The following is a 20,199-nucleotide window of genomic DNA, read 5'->3' as shown; positions in this document are numbered from 1 at the left end:
ACTCCTTTTCTATTTGAATCAATATTTAATTCTTTTCAACTCTTTTACCGCATCATTGAGAAAAACTATCATCGCCTCTGCATGACGCAGAAAAATTGTTAAATGCGTTCCAAAACGAGCTGTATGGCCTTATCAACAACTTCTTCAGGTGCGGAAGAAAACCGGCCATCTACCCGACTTGCCAAGATCGCATTGATGGATAAAGCTTGATGTCCAAACATATTAGCCAACGCATAAATACCAGCTGTTTCCATTTCCAGGTTGGTGAAGCGCTGACCTTTATATTGAAAGGAGTTGATCAAATCTATAAAATTAGGAATCGTATTCGTGGAGCGGACAGTCCTTCCCTGCGGAGCATAAAATCCGGGCGCAGTTAACGTAACTCCCTTCGGTAAATCAAAGGCAATTCGATCCAAAAGGCCTGCACCAGCTTTCGCAACGTAGGGGTTTAGGTTTAATGCAGAGAAATATTTGGCTAGTTCTACCTGAAGCGCCTGCTCCTCGCCGTCGTAAGATCCCCGATAATAGTTCATCAAGGCATCAAGACCTACTCCATAAGCAGAAGCTAAAATAGTTCCCATCTCGACATCTTGTTGTACTGCTCCAGATGTTCCAATGCGTACAATATGCAATGAGCTGAGCGTCGACTTTACTGTTCTATTGGCAAAATCAATATTTGCTAGTGCATCCAGTTCATTCAACACAATGTCAATATTATCAGTACCTATACCTGTTGAGATTACCGTCAACCGTTTATTTCCCAGATAGCCGGTATGCGTAATAAACTCACGCTTCCCTTTTTTGAGTTCAATCCGGTCAAAGTACTTCGATACTTTGGCTACACGGTCTGGATCGCCAACAGTAATTACTGTACTTGCCAGATCTTCCGGCAGCAAATTCAGATGATATATACTTCCATCTGCGTTTAAAATCAATTCCGATGCGTTGATCATATTGTATACAAATAGGTTAACTGACAGCCTTCTATTTTGGAAAACCGATCCACAATTCGATTGACCTGCATTTTTCGGACTTCAAACTCCAAATAACACCGATTATCAAATTCCTGCTTTTCAATTTCCACGCCCTCTTCCTTTATGATCCGCATAATATCATTCATATGCAGGTAATCAAAGGTAATACTATAATGGTCATTCACTGTACGCTCGATAATCTCGGCTTCGGTCAAAGCATCTTGGGTTGCTGATTTGTAGGCATTGATCAAGCCTGGAACCCCCAACAAGGTACCGCCGAAATAACGAACGACAATTACGATAACGTTGGTGACATCCATAGACAGCAGAACGTTTAAAATAGGCCGTCCTGCAGTTCCCGAAGGTTCTCCATCATCATTCACACGAAAGACCGCACGATCTGGTGTGAGGCGATAAGCCCAACAATGATGCCTCGCTTTCGGATGAATCGCTTTCACTTCCAAAATCAGATCTTTTAGTTGATCTTCGGATTTAAAAGGAAAAGCATATGCAATAAACTTACTGCCTTTATCCCTAAAAATTCCCTCATATTTTGCTTCAATAGTCCGGTAAGTATCTTCAAATAAACTCATAGATATGCTATGATTAAAACTGAAACAATAGAAAGCGCTATGCCTAAATAATTCAACAACGATAACCTTTCCTTAAAAAATAAGACGCCGATTAATGCACCCAATGAAATCACACCAATGTTCATCCCCGTAAATACAACTGATGGATTTTCTGGTAGCGCACGATGCGCTTTCATATAGAAAAGGATGTTAAAGAAGTTAAATACACCCAAAACCAATCCATAGCCCATAGCTTGCTTTGAAAAATGTTGCTTTTCCACAAAAAGGAAATACAGCAATAGCACCATTGCAATACACATCGCCATCACAAAGATAATAAATAGGGAACTGATATAAGGTATATTGACATGCAAGGCAACCTGTTTGAAGAGGATATCAATTATGCCCATACCGATAAATACCAATAACGGGTAAAGCGCTTTATAACGGCTGTCTGCCGAGCTAACATGCTGATTCTTTTGCCAACCAATAGAACACAGGATGGCCAATAAACCAAGGGCTATTCCCAGCATCTTGTGTCCTTCCATTTTTTCATGAAAAAAGAAAAATGATGCAAGCAAGGGAATGAACAACGATAGGCGCTGTGCGATCTCTGTCTTGACCAGACCGCTATAGCGAATGGACAAAGCAATAAAAACAAACATTCCCGGAAGTAATACCGCCAAACTCGTATACAACGTCATCGGCATTGCATCCCATACCAGCGATTTTAGATCTGGTTGTAAGACAAAATAGGTCAGTGCAACTGCCATGGGGTAATTCCAAACGATAACCTGTTTGGTTTCGACTCCATTTTGTTTTGCCAATTTTAATAAAACAGCGACGGTAACGCTGCAGATGACACTTAATAAAACAAAAATCATGATTCAAATTTCATTTATCGCCAAAGACCACGCTTCTCCTGACGAGCCTGACGTTCCAATTTTACAAATAATTCTGCATATTGTACATTTGGTGCCAGCGTATAGGATACTGCATACCCTTGTTCAACCAAATCCCGATTGATAAACTTCTTTCCAACGTACACATAGGCAAGAAGTCTTCCATACCGATCCCGTTTTCCGACGTCAAAGACCAACTTCACACTTTTCCCGTTCAACATCGCCGTTAAGTACTGTTTCGCTTCTTGACCATAGTACCCGATTTCCTTCCGCGCAGTACGTCTCGTTTCCGGAGCATCTACCCCTATTAACCTAACTTTCTCCCCTTTTGGGGTTCCATTTTCAATGACAAAGGTATCGCCATCAATAACACGCTTTACTTTCGCGTCCTTTTCCTCTCCTTTAAAAGTGAAACCTGTCAACAACAAACAGATCACACTGCCACACATATAAAAATTAATTCGTTTTAGCATAAAATCCAGCGTTTGCCCAAAGGTAGTAAAATACTTCTTTAACAAAACAGCTAAAAAAAGCGATTATATTAACATTAAAAACACATAAATTTAATATAAAAATATAGCTAAAAAACACACAAAAAACTAATCAATTTTGGTGCATAAAATAGCTAAAAACTAAAGCTTATTAGAGAATAAAATTGTTGTAAAAAAAATACAAATAACTTATTTACAACATTATAACAAAATAAATATTCAAAAAAAAATAACAATAAACCAATAAAATTATGCTAGAAAAACACATTAAAAATGCGTCAAAAAACCATTAAATAAATCAGATATTTTTAATAAAAAATTATTTTTTTCTTTGATATTTCAAAAACATTCGTACATTTGAAATGTCAAACAACAACAGGATGAACAGAACATATACATATTTCTATTTTAACTTCTTTTATTTTAAAAATAAGAGCCGGGATTAGATTGTGTATAAATCATAAAAAATACAAACAAGAAGAGTCCCGGTTCAAATGATCGGGACTCTTTTTTTTGGAGACAACATAGCGAACAAAAAACAATGAGTTTAAAAATTGCAATACAGGGAGCAAAGGCTTCATTTCATGAAGAGGCCGCATTTAAATTTTTCGGAAGAGAAGTTGAGATTGTAGAATGTGATTCATTTAAAAAAACTTGTGAATTGCTGAAGCAAAGAAAAGTCGACTATATCGTTATGGCCATCGAAAATTCAATTGCGGGAAGCTTATTGCCGAATTATAATTTATTGAGAGATTACAAGTTCCATATCACTGGGGAGGTTTACCTAAACATCCAACAGAATCTCATGGTATTGCCGGGCGTAAAATTAAAGGACATCAAACACATCGAATCGCATCCGATTGCCATTCGCCAATGTGAAGAATTTCTTTCTGAACTTGAAGGTGTACGTATAACCGAGGGATCTGATACGGCTGCAACTGCAAAAATGATTGCCGAGCGAAAATTGACGGATACTGCGGCAATTGCAGGGACATTGGCCGCTGAAATATATGGTCTTGAAATATTAGAAAAGAGAATCGAAACCAATAAAAAGAACGCAACGCGTTTCCTCGTACTATCGAATGAGGTTGTCGAACATAAAAATGCCAATAAAGCGTCATTATCATTCCAAACAGGAAATACAGTGGGATCTCTGGCGACTATTTTACAATGTTTTGCTGAACAGAATATCAACTTGAGCAAGATTCAGTCAATGCCGGTAATCGGAAAACGCAATGAATATGATTTTTTCGTCGACGTAGAATGGAAAAAACAAACAGACTACGAAGCAGCTATACGTAAAGTACTCAAACATAGTGTCAATTTCAATATTATGGGCGAGTATGTCAAAAACGAAAAACTATAATTAACAATTTACGCAGACAATATTAAAATAGATAATCAAACTTAACATGAAAAATACATTAGACATCACTCCTTTAAAATCTTGGTTGGATACAGGAGACAAACCTTTAATTATCGCAGGTCCTTGTAGCGCAGAAACAGAAGAGCAGCTGGTATCAACAGCGCATTTGTTGGCAAATACCGGAAAAGTAAATATTTTACGCGCTGGTATCTGGAAGCCACGTACACGTCCGGGAGAATTTGAAGGTATCGGTTCAATTGGTTTGGAGTGGTTGAAAAGAGCGAAAGAAGAAACAGGTTTATTAACAGCTACTGAAGTTGCTACAGCAAAACACGTGGAAGAAGCTTTGGCTGCTGGTGTGGATGTACTATGGGTAGGTGCACGTTCAACGGCAAATCCATTTACTGTACAAGAAATTGCTGATGCTTTGCAAGGCGTAGATATTCCAGTATTTGTTAAAAACCCTGTAAACCCCGATTTATCGCTGTGGATCGGTGCATTGGAACGTATCAACCGTGCTGGTATCAAAAAATTAGGTGCTATTCATAGAGGCTTCTCATCGTACGAGAAAACAGCATTCCGTAATGAACCAATGTGGGATTTAGCGATTCAGTTAAAAACGGCTTGTCCAAACCTACCGATCATCAACGATCCAAGTCACATCTGTGGAAACCGCGAATTGTTACCATACATCGCACAAAAAGCAATGGATATGGATATGCAAGGATTGATTATCGAATCACATATCGATCCATCTGTCGCTTGGACTGACGCAAAACAACAAGTAACGCCAGCTGCATTGGCCGAGTTGATCGACCACTTGACGTTACGTAAAGCTGCTTCGGACAACCCTTCATTTGAAGATAAATTAGCAGAATTGCGTAGCAACATCGACAAATTAGATGATTTGATCATCCAAAAAATTGGTGAACGCATGAAAATTGCTGAGAAAATCGGCGAATACAAACGCGATAACAACGTGACAATTTTGCAAGTTAACCGTTGGGATGAAATTGTTCAAAAACGCACAAAATTAGCGGAAGCGCTTTCTTTGGGTAGCGAATTTGCGACGAAATTCCTGGAATTAATTCACAACGAATCTATCCGCAAACAAAATGCGGTCATGAATACGCAAGAGCAACCAACAGCAGAAGCATAATGAATCAACAAGTCATCACGCTGACGCATCCTGCAAAAAAGATACAGGGCACGGTCCAACTCACAGGTTCAAAATCTGAGAGCAACCGTGCTCTTATTATCCAATCGCTGAGCAAAGGACAAGTTGAAATAGCCAACCTCTCTGAGGCTGCAGATACGGTTACTCTAAACCGCGTATTAAAAATCGCGTCAGAACCGCAACCTGGTTATAATACAATTGACATAGGCCCTGCAGGAACAGCTATGCGCTTCCTTACAGCTTACCTCAACCTTGTTAAAGGCAATTTTATCCTGACAGGGACAGAGCGCATGCAACAGCGTCCAATTGGGATATTGGTCGATGCCATGAAAGAAATTGGTGCCGAAATCCATTATGAAAAAAAGGTGGGTTACCCTCCTTTGAAGATTGAAGGCGGATTATTTCAAGGAAAAGACCGTGTTAAGATTAAAGGAAATATCAGCAGTCAATATATATCGGCCCTGCTATTAATTGCTCCGGCATTAAAAAAGGGACTTACCTTAGAGATTGAAGGCGAATTAACTTCCAGACCTTATGTATCCATGACTTTGGATATGCTTAAAAGTGTCGGGATCCAATATGAATGGACGGAGAATGCGATTAAAATTGCACCGCAAGCATTTGAAAAGCAAACCATATATGTCGAACCAGATTGGAGCGCAGCATCCTATTGGTATGCTATTGTAGCACTAGCTGATGCAGATGCCTCGATCGTATTGCCCGGGCTAAGACAACATAGTTTACAGGGCGATATTGCCATCATAAGCATTATGGAACATTTTGGGGTTTATTCGAGCTTTGAATCGGATGGATTGCATTTAACTAAAAAAGAAATCAATTCAGACAAAACCTTGTTCGACTTTAAAGAATGCCCTGATCTTGCGCAAACAGTAGTCGTTGTCGCAGCTGCTTTAAAACGTGATGTTTCCTTTACAGGTCTAGAAACCTTAAAGATTAAAGAGACCGACCGTATTGCTGCATTGCAGACCGAAATCGCGAAGTTCGGTGCTGAATTGATCGAAGATGGTGACACATACCATCTGAAAACTGCAGGTGTATATCAACCAGAAGATGTGACCTTCGAGACTTACGAGGATCACCGCATGGCGATGGCATTCGCACCTTTGGCTTTAGTTTTTGACCAAATCAAGATTGCTGAACCTCAAGTTGTAGAAAAGTCATATCCTGATTTTTGGAAACATTTACAAGCGCAAGCTTTTATAATTGACTAACATATCAAAAACAGGGATTAACATCAATATTAATCTCTGTTTTATGATACAATCTCCCAGATAGCCTTTTAGCTTGGGACAAAAATTGTAATGTAATCTACTAGGCCATCTTCGAGTTACAGACTCATAATTTGTATTCAGTCTGGTGCTTTAGAATTGCATTTAAAGGCAAATTTATCTAAGTTTATTGAAATTTAATTTTTATGGCAGGAAATTCATTTGGCGATTTATTCAGAATTAGCACTTTCGGCGAATCACACGGCAAAGCTATAGGTGTAATTATTGATGGTTGCCCTTCAAATATAACAATAGACGAGGAATTTATCCAGTCTGAGCTCGACAAACGAAAACCCGGTCAATCTAAGATCACGACACAAAGAAAAGAAAGTGATACTGCACAAATCTTATCTGGCGTATTCGAGGGCAAATCAACGGGAACACCAATAGCAATTGTTATTCCAAATGAAGACCAGCGTTCGAAAGATTACACCCATATCAAAGATATTTTCAGACCTTCCCATGCTGATTTCACTTATCAGATGAAATATGGCATACGTGACTATCGTGGCGGTGGACGGTCCTCAGCGAGGGAAACCGCTGCCCGTGTTGCTGCTGGTGCTGTAGCAAAAAGCTTTCTGAATCAATTTGGCATCGAAATCTTTGCCCACGTTTCGGGAGTAGGTACTATTGAGGCGCCAAATGTAGATACCAAAGACCTCAAAGCTTTGCTTGAGTTGCGGGAAGCCAACATCGCACGTTGTGCAGATCCAGCAACAGCAAACGAAATGGTTGAGTTTATCGACTCGGTCAGAAAAGCAGGTGACACTGTTGGCGGACGTATTTCGGCTGTCATCAGACATGTGCCTGTTGGATTAGGCGAGCCGGTCTTTGATAAGCTCCATGCAGACCTTGCTAAAGCAATGATGAGCATCAATGCGGTACATGGTTTTGAATATGGTTCAGGTTTTGCAGGTTCGGAGTTGCGAGGTTCCGAACATAATGATATATTTGTAGCAGATGACCATGATTTAAATCGAGTGCACACACATACCAACTTTTCTGGAGGGATTCAGGGCGGGATTTCAAATGGTATGGATATTACTTTCAAAGTAGCATTTAAGCCTGTTGCCACTATCATGAGAGATCAAGAAACAGTGGATATCCATGGCAACCCTGCTATTGCAAGTGGCAAGGGGAGACATGACCCTTGTGTTGTTTCGAGAGCAGTAATTATTGTGGAAGCTATGGCAGCACTTGTAATCGCGGATCATCTACTTAAAAATCAAAGTTACAAACATGCTGCAAGATAATTATGTCGTAGGTGTTGATATTGGAGGCACACATATTTCTGCCTGTATCATTGACACAAAACAATGGAATATATACTTAGAAAACGTGGCCAGAAACCACGTTTTTTCTCAAGGAGATGCTAAAACGATTTTACAAACGTGGGCATCAGCTATACGCGATATCATAGCCACCTCACCGGCTCCTATTCAGTTCATCGGCATTGCTATGCCGGGACCCTTTGACTACGAAAATGGAATATCTAAGATACAGGGACAAAGCAAATATGACAATCTGTACAACAAGGATGTCAAAGCGCTTTTAGCTGAAGAGCTGGGACTTCCGCCTACGTCTATCCACTTTATCAATGACGCAGCAGCCTTCCTACAAGGTGAAATATTCGTACAGAACTTGCAAACAAACAAGCGGATATTAGGAATTACGTTGGGTACTGGACTTGGATCTGCGGTATGGAATCAAGGTGAAAAAGCCTATGATGCCGCCCTATGGAACAGCCCTTACGAAGATTGTATTTTCGAAGAATTTCTTGTCACACGGTGGTTCATCAAACGTTTCAAAGAAGTAGCAGGAAAAGATGTTACGGGACTTAAAGATATTTTAGATCATCATCGGGAAACTAAGGAATTTCAAATCATCAAAGATGAATATGCTAAACATCTCTTTGATTTTATGCAGTTCTTCGCAGAGAAACATGCTGCTGAAATATTTATAGTCGGTGGCAATATCGCCAAAGCGCTACCTATTTTCATTGGTGACCGAAGTGAATTTGAAAGATTTCAAATTTATACAGCAATACTTGGTGAAAAAGCCGCTATGATTGGCGCTGCGAGTATATTCAATTAAAATATCATCCCAGCCGTTGGAATATTTAGCTTAGTAAAGCAAAAAGATATCCATCTATTAAAACATAGATGGATATTTTTCTGGATTAGCTTCATGCATAATTGCATACACTGTCTCGACAACATCATCAGAAGATGGCTTCGAGAAATAATCCCCATCTGAGCCATATGGCGGACGATGTGCTTTTGCAGTCAGTGTCCTCGGCTGACTATCCAATAGATAGTAGCCATTTTGTTTCTCTAATATCTCTTGCAAGATGAAAGCTGAGGCCCCACCGGGCACATCCTCATCCACAATAAGTAGTTTATTTGTTTTCTTCAGCGATTCAGCACAAAGTTTTCCTTTGTCAAAAGGCTGCAATGTTTGTGCATCAATAATTTCGATGAATATCCCCAAACGTTCCAATTCCACGGCCGCTTCTTCAACAACACGTAAAGTTGACCCATAGGATACCACCGTGATATCCCGCCCCTCTTTAACACATTCGGCATAACCGATTGGCACAGTAAATTCACCAACGTTTTCTGGTAGACGCTCTTTTAGACGATACCCATTCAGACATTCGACAACGATAGCAGGTTCGTCAGAGCGGAACAACGTATTGTACATACCTGCTGCCTGGGTCATATTACGCGGCACACATACATGCAGACCTCTCAAAGATCCTAAAATTACTGACATGGGCGATCCGGAATGCCATATACCTTCCAATCGATGGCCACGTGTACGAATAATTAATGGTGCTTTCTGACCTGCAAAGGTGCGATAACTTAAACTTGCCAAATCATCACTTGCTACTGTAATACCATAGATTAGGTAATCCAGGTATTGGATCTCAGCAATTGGGCGAAGTCCACGGATTGCCAAACCTAGTCCTTTTCCTATAATTGAATTCTCCCGAATACCGGTATCAAATACACGATGCACACCCAGCTTTTCTTGTAAACCTGCAAAACCTTGATTCACATCTCCAATCTTACCGACATCCTCTCCAAACGCCAATAATCGTTCGTCACGCCGGAAGTTCTCTTCAAAACATAGATTCAAGACCTCACGTCCGTCGACCACTTTAGCTTCTTCACTGTAGACTGCAGGTACGACCGTCACGTGAGCAGGTGAATCTACACCATCTGTAAATAATTTTGAATTATAACGTTTCTCATTCAGTTCCTGCTTCTCTTTGTACCAATTTAATAATTGCTGGCGCCCATCGCTATGCTGACCTTTAAGCTCGTGCAACACCTTGCGAACCTGGCCATAAACTTCTTTCAAAGAAGGCTCAACCATCGATTGCAATTTCTTTGACGCAAAATCAGCCCGCTCATTTGGAATACCCTGAAGTAAATCAATAGCTTCCCGAGCTTCGATGCTCAATGTTTTAATATAATCGGCCCAAGCTCGTTTTTGTTCTTGACGAACATGGTCTTTAGCATGTTGATCCAATTGATCCAATTCTTCTGTGGTAGCAATACCAGAACTTACGATCCATTCTTTCATTTTCGCGATACAATCGAAATCAGTTTCCCATTGCAATCTTTCTTGCGATTTATACCGTTCGTGTGAACCTGAAGAAGAGTGTCCTTGAGGCTGCGTCAATTCGGTCACATGAATCAGACATGGAATATGTTTTTCGCGAGCAATTTGGGCGGCCTGCTCGTAGGTTTCACATAAACCCGCATAATCCCATCCCCTCACTTTGAATATCTCGATCCCGTTTGTTAGGTCTTCCTTCTGAAAACCTTTGAGGACTTCGGAGATATCTCCTTTTGTTGTTTGAATTTCATTAGGCACAGATATCCCATACCCATCATCCCAAATAGAAATCACTGTTGGAATCTGGTGAACACCTACGGCGTTGATGACTTCAAAAAATACGCCTTCAGAAGTAGCAGCATTTCCGATAGTGCAGAATGCAACTTCATTTCCTTTATTTGAAAAATAAGATAGATAGTCTAAATTTCTATTCTGCTTATACAACTTAGAAGCCAGGCCCAAGCCCAGCAATCTTGCCATCTGACCGCCAGTGGTCGAAATATCTGAAAACGAGTTTTTCTGAACCATTTGATCCAACCAGTTACCTTGGTCGTCCACAACACGCGTGGCAAAATGGCAGTTCATTTGCCTTCCTGCAGAAGAAGGATCTGCCTCAACATCGGGATGGGCATATAATTGAGAGAAAAAATGATAGACATCACTGATGCCAGAAGCAAATATAAATGTTTGGTCACGGTAATATCCCGACCGCCAGTCCCCATTTCTGAAAACTTTAGCCATCGCGATTTGTGCCAATTCTTTTCCATCGCCAAAAATACCAAACTTAGCCTTACCTGTAAGCACTTCTTTACGTCCCAATAAACTCACGTAACGACTTTCTAAGGCAGTTCGATAATCATTCACAATAATCTTTTTGAACTCGTCAAAGCTCAAAGTGGAAATAGATTCATTGTTTTGGTCAAATGCAGTATCAAACATATTCTTTTTTGTTTCAACAAATTTAACAAAAATATTATTCTATATAATTGGTGTTTATCAAATAAATTGATAATCAATAATTCAGATTTGAAATAGAATATTCTAATTTCTCAAATTAGTACTTTTTGACAAAAAATCCTAATTTTTACAGATTTTTAATTCCAATCAGCAGGCAAAAACACCATTGTCCTTTTTAATTTTTATTTTTGGGTCTTACATTCATCATTTTGAATTTTTCAGCACTTAAACTAGATAAAATCCTTGTCGCTAATCTTGAAAAACAAAAGCTTTCTTCGCTTACACCTATTCAAGAAATAGCTATCCCTGCCATTTTGGAAGGTAGAGACTGTTTGGCGATTGCCCCAACCGGCACGGGAAAAACGGAGGCTTACGCTATCCCCATTATTCAGCGTTTACGAACCAAGATTACCGCAGATCATTTATCGGTCCTTATACTCCTTCCTACACGCGAACTCTGTATACAGACCAAACAGCGCATATCGGGGCTTATCGATGGAATGGAGTTGACTATCGCCAGCTTCTATGGTGGCGGAACTTATGAAAGTCAACTCGACGTTTATCCGAAAGCCCAGATGGTCCTTGCGACTCCAGGACGTTTGCTGGATTTTATTGAACAAGGCATTATCGATCTAAAAACGATAGATATCCTGGTGATCGATGAATTCGATCAATTGTTAGATCTCGGTTTCACGAAAGAAATCAATAAAATCATCAGCACATTGCCTGCTGAGAGACAAACCATTTTCAGTTCAGCTACGAAAACCCCTGAAATCGAAAAAATTGTTCGAAAAAGATTAAGTACCCCTGTTGAGATTAACCTAGAAACAACGGCCAAAAAGGGTCAAATAGAAGAATCTGTCCTCTATGTTGATAAAAATGATAAAAAGACCCTTCTGCGTTATCTCCTTGAAAACCGTATTGCACAGCAAGTAATCGTTTTCACGCGAACAGTTCATGCTGTCGAACGCATCGCAACAGATTTAGATCGAAATGGCATTTCTTGCTCGGCATTATATGGCGATATAGCGCAGCAAAAACGAGAAGAGATTATTACTAAATTCAGACAAAAAGAGGTACGTGTATTAATTGCGACGGACCTTTTGGCTCGAGGGGTAGATTTTCCGGACCTAGAAGCTATCATCAACTACGAAATTCCGGATTCCGCCGAGCTCTATACGCATCGAATCGGTCGAACAGGTCGTTCGGAAGCAGAGGGAAAAGCATTTACCTTTTGCGATGCGGAGGACAATGAAAAGTGGATAAAATTACAGTTATCCTTAAAACGGCAAATTAAAATTGACGATCAACATCCTTATTTATTGAGCTGGGAGAAAATGCGTTCTAGCAGCCAAAACAATCAACGAAAAGGCGGTTCGAAATCAAGAAAACGTCGTTAATTAATAAATATTCTTTTACTTTTACCAGCAAATCAAAAAATCACAATCCGAGATGAGTACAATACATTTATTTGACGATAGCAACAATGCGAATGATAATCGTTTGGGAGACCTGGAAAAAACGATTATAATAAATAGCCTGATGGAAGTTCCCTTTGAAGAGCGGGATGAAGAGTGGCGTGATATTTTTCTGGCTAATATTGCTGAATGCACCTTAAAATTAGCAGAAACAGAAGTGGTTGTTGGTCCTGATGGGTTCCCCTATTTTCAACTCGAAAGTGTTCCGAAAGATCAGAACTTTCAGGCCTTTGTCATTAAAAATCGGCTGAAGGATTTCGTGTTGCCAAAAGGTTTTGGTATTGCTATCAATACACAAAATGAAAACCCCGACTGGGTATTCACCTACGGCGACTTGGTTAACTACTTTTTAAACGGAGAGTTTTATACAGATGATAGTGTTTTCTCAAAGAAAAATGAACAAACGATTATCGGTCAAGATGAAGAAATATTAGTGGGGCAACCTGCCGAGACCATTCTTCCACAGGCTGTCCGCAACCAATTACGTGAATTTTTAGATTATTATGGCGTAAAGAATGCAAAGGTGATGCTCATTGCGCGTAATTATAAAGATGAAGAAAATGCTTCACAAGATTTGGCATTCAATATCGCTGCGAACCAATTCAGGACTGAAAAAGAATTCACCAACATCATGGAAGCAATTGGCTGGTTTCTTCCGAGACATTATTCTTATATCGGATTGGATGAATTTGCAGTAGACAATGGTTTTATGCCACTGTAAAAGACAGAAACTAAAATATATACAAACATAATTAATCCATGTTTCCATTTAACGTAAGAGTGTACGGAATATTGATCAATGAAAATCAAGAGGTATTGATCAGCGACGAAAGAACGGAAAATGTTTCATTTACCAAATTCCCTGGTGGGGGCTTAGAATACGGAGAAGGCTTATTGGATGCTTTGATCCGGGAGTATCAGGAAGAATGTGCTTTTGACATTGCTGTGGTTAAACATATTTACACCACAGACTTTTATGAGAAATCAAGTTTTAACGATAGCCAAATCATATCGATTTACTATCAGGTCAAGAATACCTCAGCTATTCAGATCAGAACGACTACCAAAGCCTTTGACTTCGATCCTGATCAGAAACCTGAAGATAATAAGCTTCAGTCTTTTCGATGGGTACCGATTGAATCGGTGTTAACGGAAGATTTGACCTTCAAAACAGATCAGATCGCCTGGGAAGAATTCTTAAAAACGGTCAAATAATAATAATTTTTCAATTTTCATCATTTTTATTTGTATTTAAAAAATAAAGACATATCTTTACGTAAACCAATGGAAATACTTGATTTTTTTAAAGTATTGACCTTAATAATTACATTTTATTATTTATTTGACATCTCGCATGTGACGAGGAATAAAAGTAGAGGAGCGTGGGATGAGACATACATTGGTTTATTGAATTTGTAAATTCCTAGTCCTATAGGTTTTTTAATAGTTAGTGTGATTTTATGGCGATACTCCCCGTATCGCCTTATTTATTTTACACTTTTTTCCAGCGCCTATTTGAATCCCATATAAGAAGCAAAACAAAGGTTTTTATGTAAAACATCAACATTTTTAAAGCCAACTTGTGTCAATAAGTTGAGTTGATAAATCAGCGATCTTGGTGTATCCTCGTGTTCAATATAGTCAAAAACATGATCACGGTACTGTTCATCCTTCAGGCTAGTTAAGTATTCACCATATTTTTCTCTATAAATTAATTTTTGAAGCTGTTCATTATTTTGCTCAATCAAATCAAAAATCCACACACTTCCCCCGGTTCTCAATAAGCGGAACAGCTTGCCAAACGCATTTTCCCAATCTTTATCATCTCGAAGATGATGTAAAACGGATGTTGCGATGATGACATCAAATTTGTCTTCTTCCAAAGCAGCAGTACGAAAGTCGCCTTTAATCAAATGAATTTCTCCGTTGGTCAATTTTCCAACGCGTTCCTTTGCCCTATTTAACATGGGCTGGCTCAGGTCCAACAGACTAACATTTGGATTAGACTCCAATTTTTGCAATAGTTTTACGTCGTAATTGCCAGCCCCACATCCAATGTCCAATATATTTTGAGCGTTTGGATAAAGACTGACAATGGCATCCGTAATAAGCTCCATATTCCATACCGCATCCAATGTGGTTGCTTGACCTGTTTCTAAATTTGAGAACCGTTCGACATCATTGTCAAACCGTGTTTCAATCTCCTGTAGTGTAGCTTTGTTCATCTCTAAATTGTTTATGCTCTAAAGTTCAGATAGATTCCCCCTACAGCTGTATCTTACAGTCCATCGGGCATTTCATCCATTAATTTTTAATAATTTAAAGGTAGGACTAACTGGAATTCATTAAAAATATTTATTTTGTCATCAATTCATACCAAAAAAGTATCGATGGAAATCCGACATCTCATTTATTTCAAAACAGTAGCCGAAGAGCTTCATTTTGGCCGAGCAGCAGAACGCTTATTTATGTCCCAGCCCCCATTAAGCCGGCAGATTAAAGATCTAGAAGACGAATTGGGTGTTATTCTTTTCTTCCGGACCAACAAACGTGTCGAGCTAACTGAAGCAGGTAAATACTTTTTGGAGGAAGTGTTAGAGATTCTGCAGAACATAGAGCACAGCAAAACGATCACCAAACAGATTCACAACAATATCTCCGGAGAATTCAAACTAGGCTATATCAGTTCAACACCAAAAAAGATGCTTGCCACAGTATTGAAGCAAATTCAACAAAAGTTTCCATACTTAAGGGTTAGTCTTTTTGAAACTTCGACACAGAAGCAGAAGCTGGCGTTGGAAAATGGAAAATTGGATCTAGGCATCATGCGCGCTCCAATTTATTCAAATGAATTGCTGACCACTCCTCTTTTCGAAGACCCTATGGTGATTGTAGGTCCTTCACAGGTGGAATTTAATGCGATCAACTTTTTTAATGAAAGTTTCATTTCTTTCAATCAGAAATACGCCTCCGAATATCACCGGCTTGTTATTAACACCTGTAATCGCATGGGCTTCGAACCTAAGATTGTACACCAGAGCAATTCGATGTCTTCCATCCTTGAGTTGGTAGCACAGGGGTTGGGCCTGGCAGTCGTCCCCTATTCCACCATCAAACAATACCCGCATTTAAACCTAAAAATCATGAAGCTTGAAGATATGGATAGCAAAACAGAAGTGATCCTGGTCTCTAATATAAAAAGTAAAAACAGTGCATTAGGCGAATTTATAGCCTGTATCCAGAAAGAGTATATTGATTTCAATGCGTCCTAAAGGGGCATCTATTGAAATTCCAGCATAAAAAAAGGAGTCAGCATGTTGCTGACTCCTTTTTTTTGGATCGAAGAGCAATATTACCTCTTCTCGAATTTATACGCTAGCGTTGCCATAAAACTACGCGGTGGAATCGGATTCACACTATAGTTTTCATGGATATAATAATTAAACGCGTTGGTAATATTGGATAATTTACCCAAAATACTCCAGTTTTTATAAGCATAACCAGCGGAGAAATCTATGGTCGTAAATGGACTAACAGAGATCAGACGATTGAGGCCATCGCGTACATTGATCTTAGTATTATTCCAACCTGCATTACGTCGACCTGTATAAAATGCGGAAAAACCTAATTTCAGTCCTTTAACTGTCCCATTTTGAATGGTATAAAACACGGTCCCATTAGCCGTATGTGCTGTGGTTCCTACCAGACGTACATTTTCTTCGTTCCCAGAAATTTCAGTCACTTTCTCCTTACCATCAACGATGGTTGTATAACTTGAAATCGGATTGGTTTCGGTATAACGCATATAATTGTAGGAATAACCTGCAATTACATTCAGTCCTGGGAGTAAGGTTCCAGTAACATCAACTTCCAATCCGCTTGAAGCCGTCTTTCCAGAAAATTCTTTCATATTTGCATCGCTATTGCTTGTTCCATTCGGAAGCACCAATAACTGTTGGGCAAAGCGATTGTTGTTAATTCTATACCAAGCAACATTTGCGGATAACCTACCGTTGAAAAAGTCATTTTTCACACCGGCCTCATACTGATCGATGATAGAGGGAGCCATCGGTTGGTAATTCACATCATATCCCGAATTCGATGTAAAGTTATTTGCATAAGTGACATAGACACTTGATGAGCGGATCGGCTGATAGATCAATCCAAATTTAGGCGACCATGCTTTATCCACTTTTGCTCCAATCGGATTTTTTTGACCATCTAGATTAATAATCTCTTCCGATTGATTCGTCGCATAAGTATACTTTTCCGAATTCGGTGTACGCTGATACGTGTAGCGAATACCAGCCAACACTTTAAATTGTTCAGTAACTTCTATTAGGTCCTGAAAAAATACGCCATAACGAAAGATATCCGTCGTTGTTTTGGTCAATAAATCCGCTTGTGGCATATCTGTCCGAAGTCCATTTCCCGAAGCCAAATGCTGCGCAGTTTGCGAGGGATTAAAGACATAAATAGAATCGTATACACCGCCCACATTTTTAGATGCATCAATTTTATAGGCATACGCATTTGAATGCGACTGATCGGCATCTGCTCCCACCAAGATCTTATGCTTGATCGCCCCTGTTTTTACAGTTCCTGTTAGATTCAATTGCTGATTGGCTGTAAACTCATTTGATTTGGATCGGGTTAAATTCCGTGGAGCAATTCCATTTTTATTCGCTTGAATCCGATCTGATCCATAGTAATCACGATCGTAGGTTTGGTAACTTGCTATTGCGTTTAAATTCCATGAATCATTAAACTTATGGTTCAAATTGATCTGCCCGTTTGAGGTATTTGTTCTGTTGAAAGCAAAAGGCACATTCATAAAAGTGTTTCTTCCAACTTCATTATTCAACTTACCATCCACGGTCCCCATTCCAAAGTCCGGCGTAAAATCACTTTTTAAGTAATCGAATGTAAAGTTGAGATCAGTTTTATCGGATATTTTATATAAAACAGAAGGATTTACATATGTACGTTTTGATGTGACCTGATCCCTAAAGCTACCCGCTTTTTCATAAGTTCCGATAACCCGGAATGCAACCTTATTGGAGATTGGACCATACACATCTACTGTTGGTTTATAAAAGTCATAACTTCCTACACGCATTGACGCTTCGCCTCCATAATAAAATTTAGGCTTTTTCGTCACTAGGTTTACAACGGCCCCACCAGATACACCGCCATACAACAAAGCAGAACTTCCTTTTAAAATCTCGACAGATTCTAAGGTGCTCGCCTCAATCGAACCTCCATTATTGGTTCGCGCGCCATTCTTAAATATATTATTTCCGCCTAAGCTATAGCCCCTTGCGTAAAAATTTTCGTTGACCCCACCACGGTTCGCTCCCATCGCGACACCGTTTGCATTTTTTAGCGCGTCGCTCAGGCGATTAACCTGTTGATCCGCAATTACCTGTTCGTTTATAATTTGTACACTCTGCGGCAAATCCCGGTCAATAATCCCTGCTTTACCCACATTCACTGTTTTGCTGTTGTGCGAGTTGTAGCCCACGACTTCCACTTGTTCCAATTGAGATTCAGAAATATTCAAAGCAACATTCACGGCCATCGCCTTTCCATTTTTAACCTCTATAGTACGCTCCTCGACTCCATTTCCGATACTTTTGATCCGAATAGTATAGGTTCCATCCGGAAGATTAGAGAAATGGAAGCTTCCATCACCTGAAGTCGAAGTAGACCTACCTAAAGAAACTATGGTTACTGTAGCCGATTCAATTGGTGCACCATCTTTGGTTTTAACACGGCCATGTATCCCCTTACTTTGCGCCGATGCATCCAAATGAATTGCTCCTACTAATCCTAGACTTAAAACAAGTCCTAGAAAAGTTCTTTTCATGTTAATAAATTGTGAGTTCGTAAAAATTATTTGTCGGCGCAAACATACGATATTATTTTATTGTTTAGAATAGTTTTAAATAAAAATAGTTTATTACGCTAATAAAGCATGATTGAGCTGTATAGCAACTATGATATGCTGCACGGATTCATTGTAACTATTTCTATTATTCATCAGTATTTCCTACATTTATACCAGAACTAACATCCCAACTAATCAATCCAATGAGAAAGTATAAGCTCCTACTCGCCGTCTTTATTTATCTATTCGTTCCCACAGTTTTGCTTGGCCAGCACACACAGGTTGATCATGATCTTACAGAAATTATGCGTCGCTATAATGCCGTAGGGCTCAGTGTGGTCGTCGTCAAAAACAATAAAATTGAGTATCACAAAAATTATGGTTACAAAAACTTGGAAACCAAAACGCCTCTCGGAGAAAATGACCTCTTTCGGATTGCTTCGATTTCAAAGTCATTCACCGCAACATCATTGATGCAATTAATAGCGGATGGCCGATGCAAACTCGACGACGACTTCGGGGATTTGATAGGTTTCCCAATCAGAAATCCGAATTTTCCAGGCAAAAAAATCACCGTCCGGATGATCCTTTCCCATACCTCCAGTATCAATGATAAAAACGGTTACTTCAACCTAGATGTCATCAATCCATCCAAGAACCCCAATTGGAAAGATTCCTACAATCTTTATGAACCCGGCACACAATACCAATATTGTAATCTCAATTTTAATATGGCAGGAGCTGTTCTGGAGAAACTGACCAATACACGCGTCGACAGCTATATTGTTAACCATATCCTCAAACCGCTCAACCTATATGGTGGTTATTGTATCGACTCTTTGGACCAAAGAAGATTTGTTCCTTTATATTCCTTTGATGCTAAAGGTACACCGCATGAAGAACCCAGTGCCTATAATCCACGTCGGGAGGAACTCAATCAGTACATCTTGGGCTATAGCACTCCTGTGCTCTCTCCGACAGGTGGAATGAAAATATCTGCCTTAGATTTAGCTAAATATATGATGATGCATATGAATTACGGCCATAGTCAGGGAAAAAACATCATCGATAAAAAGTATGCGAAGATTATGCAGACCGCTGTAAATAAGGAATCGGGCTATGGATTAGCTATGATGAATAATTCTAAAATTATACCGGGGATTACTTTGACAGGCCATACGGGTTCGGCTTACGGGCTTTATAGTGCACTATTTTTCAACCCTGCAAAGAAATATGGCTTTATTGTCATTACAAACGGCTGCAATATTCCCGACAGCGATGACTTCAACCCTTTGCTTGAAGACTGCATTAGCGCCCTGTACGATGCTTACATTGAATAGGCAACGGCTTACATCAAATAGGCAAAAGTTTAATAAATAAACGAAAGCCAAACCCATCAAATAGAGCCTTGTCCCGGTTTATGGCAAAACCAGGAGCCTTCGGATCAACTGGACAATAACAAAGTAAAAAAGCTGC

Annotated in this window: 17 protein-coding genes; 10 read left to right on the top strand and 7 right to left on the bottom strand. The window is 39.5% G+C overall.

Annotated features, from left to right (window positions below; translation table 11 throughout):
* Positions 1-98: 98 nt before the first annotated feature.
* The 4 genes from B4Z47_RS08530 to B4Z47_RS08515 are packed head-to-tail and all read right to left on the bottom strand — an operon-like array spanning position 99 to position 2,921.
* Positions 99-953, bottom strand: coding sequence for a nucleoside phosphorylase (locus B4Z47_RS08530; RefSeq protein ID WP_115046835.1), 855 nt, complete (start codon positions 951-953; stop codon positions 99-101).
* Entirely contained in the window at positions 950-1,567 is a 618-nt protein-coding gene (locus B4Z47_RS08525; RefSeq protein ID WP_115046833.1) for an IMPACT family protein, read from the bottom strand. The genes B4Z47_RS08530 and B4Z47_RS08525 overlap by 4 nt, the downstream gene beginning before the upstream one ends.
* Positions 1,564-2,430 carry an EamA/RhaT family transporter gene (locus B4Z47_RS08520; RefSeq protein ID WP_115046831.1) on the bottom strand — a complete coding sequence of 289 codons (867 nt, stop codon included), beginning with the start codon at positions 2,428-2,430 and terminating at the stop codon, positions 1,564-1,566. The genes B4Z47_RS08525 and B4Z47_RS08520 overlap by 4 nt, the downstream gene beginning before the upstream one ends.
* A 14-nt stretch (positions 2,431-2,444) precedes the next feature.
* Entirely contained in the window at positions 2,445-2,921 is a 477-nt protein-coding gene (locus tag B4Z47_RS08515; RefSeq protein WP_115046828.1) for a thermonuclease family protein, read from the bottom strand.
* Between the two features lie 559 nt (positions 2,922-3,480).
* Here B4Z47_RS08515 and B4Z47_RS08510 point away from each other — a divergent pair.
* The 5 genes from B4Z47_RS08510 (at position 3,481) to B4Z47_RS08490 (ending at position 8,865) form a co-directional block, all read left to right on the top strand.
* A complete protein-coding gene (locus B4Z47_RS08510) occupies positions 3,481-4,305 on the top strand; it encodes a prephenate dehydratase (protein WP_046671823.1) in 825 nt (274 codons plus the stop codon).
* Positions 4,306-4,351: 46 nt separating this feature from the next.
* A complete protein-coding gene (locus B4Z47_RS08505) occupies positions 4,352-5,464 on the top strand; it encodes a chorismate mutase (RefSeq protein ID WP_046671824.1) in 1,113 nt (370 codons plus the stop codon).
* Positions 5,464-6,714, top strand: coding sequence for a 3-phosphoshikimate 1-carboxyvinyltransferase (aroA, locus tag B4Z47_RS08500; RefSeq protein ID WP_070566017.1), 1,251 nt, complete (start codon positions 5,464-5,466; stop codon positions 6,712-6,714). Before B4Z47_RS08505 ends, aroA begins: the two co-directional genes overlap by 1 nt.
* Before the next feature lie 203 nt (positions 6,715-6,917).
* The gene (gene aroC, locus B4Z47_RS08495) at positions 6,918-8,024 is read left to right on the top strand and encodes a chorismate synthase (protein ID WP_046671826.1); all 1,107 of its coding nucleotides are present in this window, start codon (positions 6,918-6,920) and stop codon (positions 8,022-8,024) included.
* On the top strand, positions 8,011-8,865 hold the full coding sequence (locus tag B4Z47_RS08490; RefSeq protein ID WP_115046826.1) for an ROK family protein: 855 nt from the start codon (positions 8,011-8,013) through the stop codon (positions 8,863-8,865). Before aroC ends, B4Z47_RS08490 begins: the two co-directional genes overlap by 14 nt.
* 57 nt (positions 8,866-8,922) lie before the next feature.
* On the opposite strand, the gene B4Z47_RS08485 is transcribed toward B4Z47_RS08490, so the two are convergent.
* Positions 8,923-11,337, bottom strand: a complete 2,415-nt coding sequence (locus B4Z47_RS08485) for an alpha-ketoacid dehydrogenase subunit alpha/beta (RefSeq protein ID WP_070566023.1) — start codon at positions 11,335-11,337, stop codon at positions 8,923-8,925.
* A 227-nt stretch (positions 11,338-11,564) separates the two neighbouring features.
* Here B4Z47_RS08485 and B4Z47_RS08480 point away from each other — a divergent pair, with 227 nt between their 5' ends.
* Genes B4Z47_RS08480 through B4Z47_RS08470 form a run of 3 tightly spaced genes read left to right on the top strand, consistent with a single transcriptional unit; the run spans position 11,565 to position 14,048 of the window.
* Positions 11,565-12,755 carry a DEAD/DEAH box helicase gene (locus B4Z47_RS08480; RefSeq protein WP_070566185.1) on the top strand — a complete coding sequence of 397 codons (1,191 nt, stop codon included), beginning with the start codon at positions 11,565-11,567 and terminating at the stop codon, positions 12,753-12,755.
* Positions 12,756-12,807: 52 nt separating this feature from the next.
* The gene (locus B4Z47_RS08475) at positions 12,808-13,554 is read left to right on the top strand and encodes a hypothetical protein (RefSeq protein WP_070566025.1); all 747 of its coding nucleotides are present in this window, start codon (positions 12,808-12,810) and stop codon (positions 13,552-13,554) included.
* A gap of 38 nt (positions 13,555-13,592) precedes the next feature.
* On the top strand, positions 13,593-14,048 hold the full coding sequence (locus tag B4Z47_RS08470; RefSeq protein ID WP_046671830.1) for an NUDIX domain-containing protein: 456 nt from the start codon (positions 13,593-13,595) through the stop codon (positions 14,046-14,048).
* Positions 14,049-14,344: 296 nt separating this feature from the next.
* Here B4Z47_RS08470 and B4Z47_RS08465 read toward each other — a convergent pair whose 3' ends face one another.
* Positions 14,345-15,058 (bottom strand): class I SAM-dependent methyltransferase, encoded by a 714-nt coding sequence (locus B4Z47_RS08465; protein ID WP_046671831.1) that lies wholly within the window; start codon positions 15,056-15,058, stop codon positions 14,345-14,347.
* Between the two features lie 135 nt (positions 15,059-15,193).
* On the opposite strand from B4Z47_RS08465, the gene B4Z47_RS08460 reads away from it, so the two are divergent.
* On the top strand, positions 15,194-16,105 hold the full coding sequence (locus B4Z47_RS08460; RefSeq protein ID WP_236560271.1) for a LysR family transcriptional regulator: 912 nt from the start codon (positions 15,194-15,196) through the stop codon (positions 16,103-16,105).
* An 80-nt stretch (positions 16,106-16,185) separates the two neighbouring features.
* Here B4Z47_RS08460 and B4Z47_RS08455 read toward each other — a convergent pair whose 3' ends face one another.
* A complete protein-coding gene (locus B4Z47_RS08455; protein ID WP_115046824.1) occupies positions 16,186-18,702 on the bottom strand; it encodes a TonB-dependent receptor in 2,517 nt (838 codons plus the stop codon).
* Between the two features lie 224 nt (positions 18,703-18,926).
* Here B4Z47_RS08455 and B4Z47_RS08450 point away from each other — a divergent pair, with 224 nt between their 5' ends.
* Positions 18,927-20,063: a serine hydrolase domain-containing protein gene (locus B4Z47_RS08450; protein ID WP_070566031.1), complete on the top strand. Its 1,137-nt coding sequence runs from the start codon at positions 18,927-18,929 to the stop codon at positions 20,061-20,063.
* The last annotated feature ends 136 nt before the right edge of the window (positions 20,064-20,199 follow it).

It is taken from the genome of Sphingobacterium sp. UBA2610 (assembly GCF_002339225.1).
Taxonomy (GTDB): Bacteria; Bacteroidota; Bacteroidia; order Sphingobacteriales; family Sphingobacteriaceae; genus Sphingobacterium; species Sphingobacterium multivorum.
This window is presented reverse-complemented; position numbering and strand designations above follow the sequence as displayed.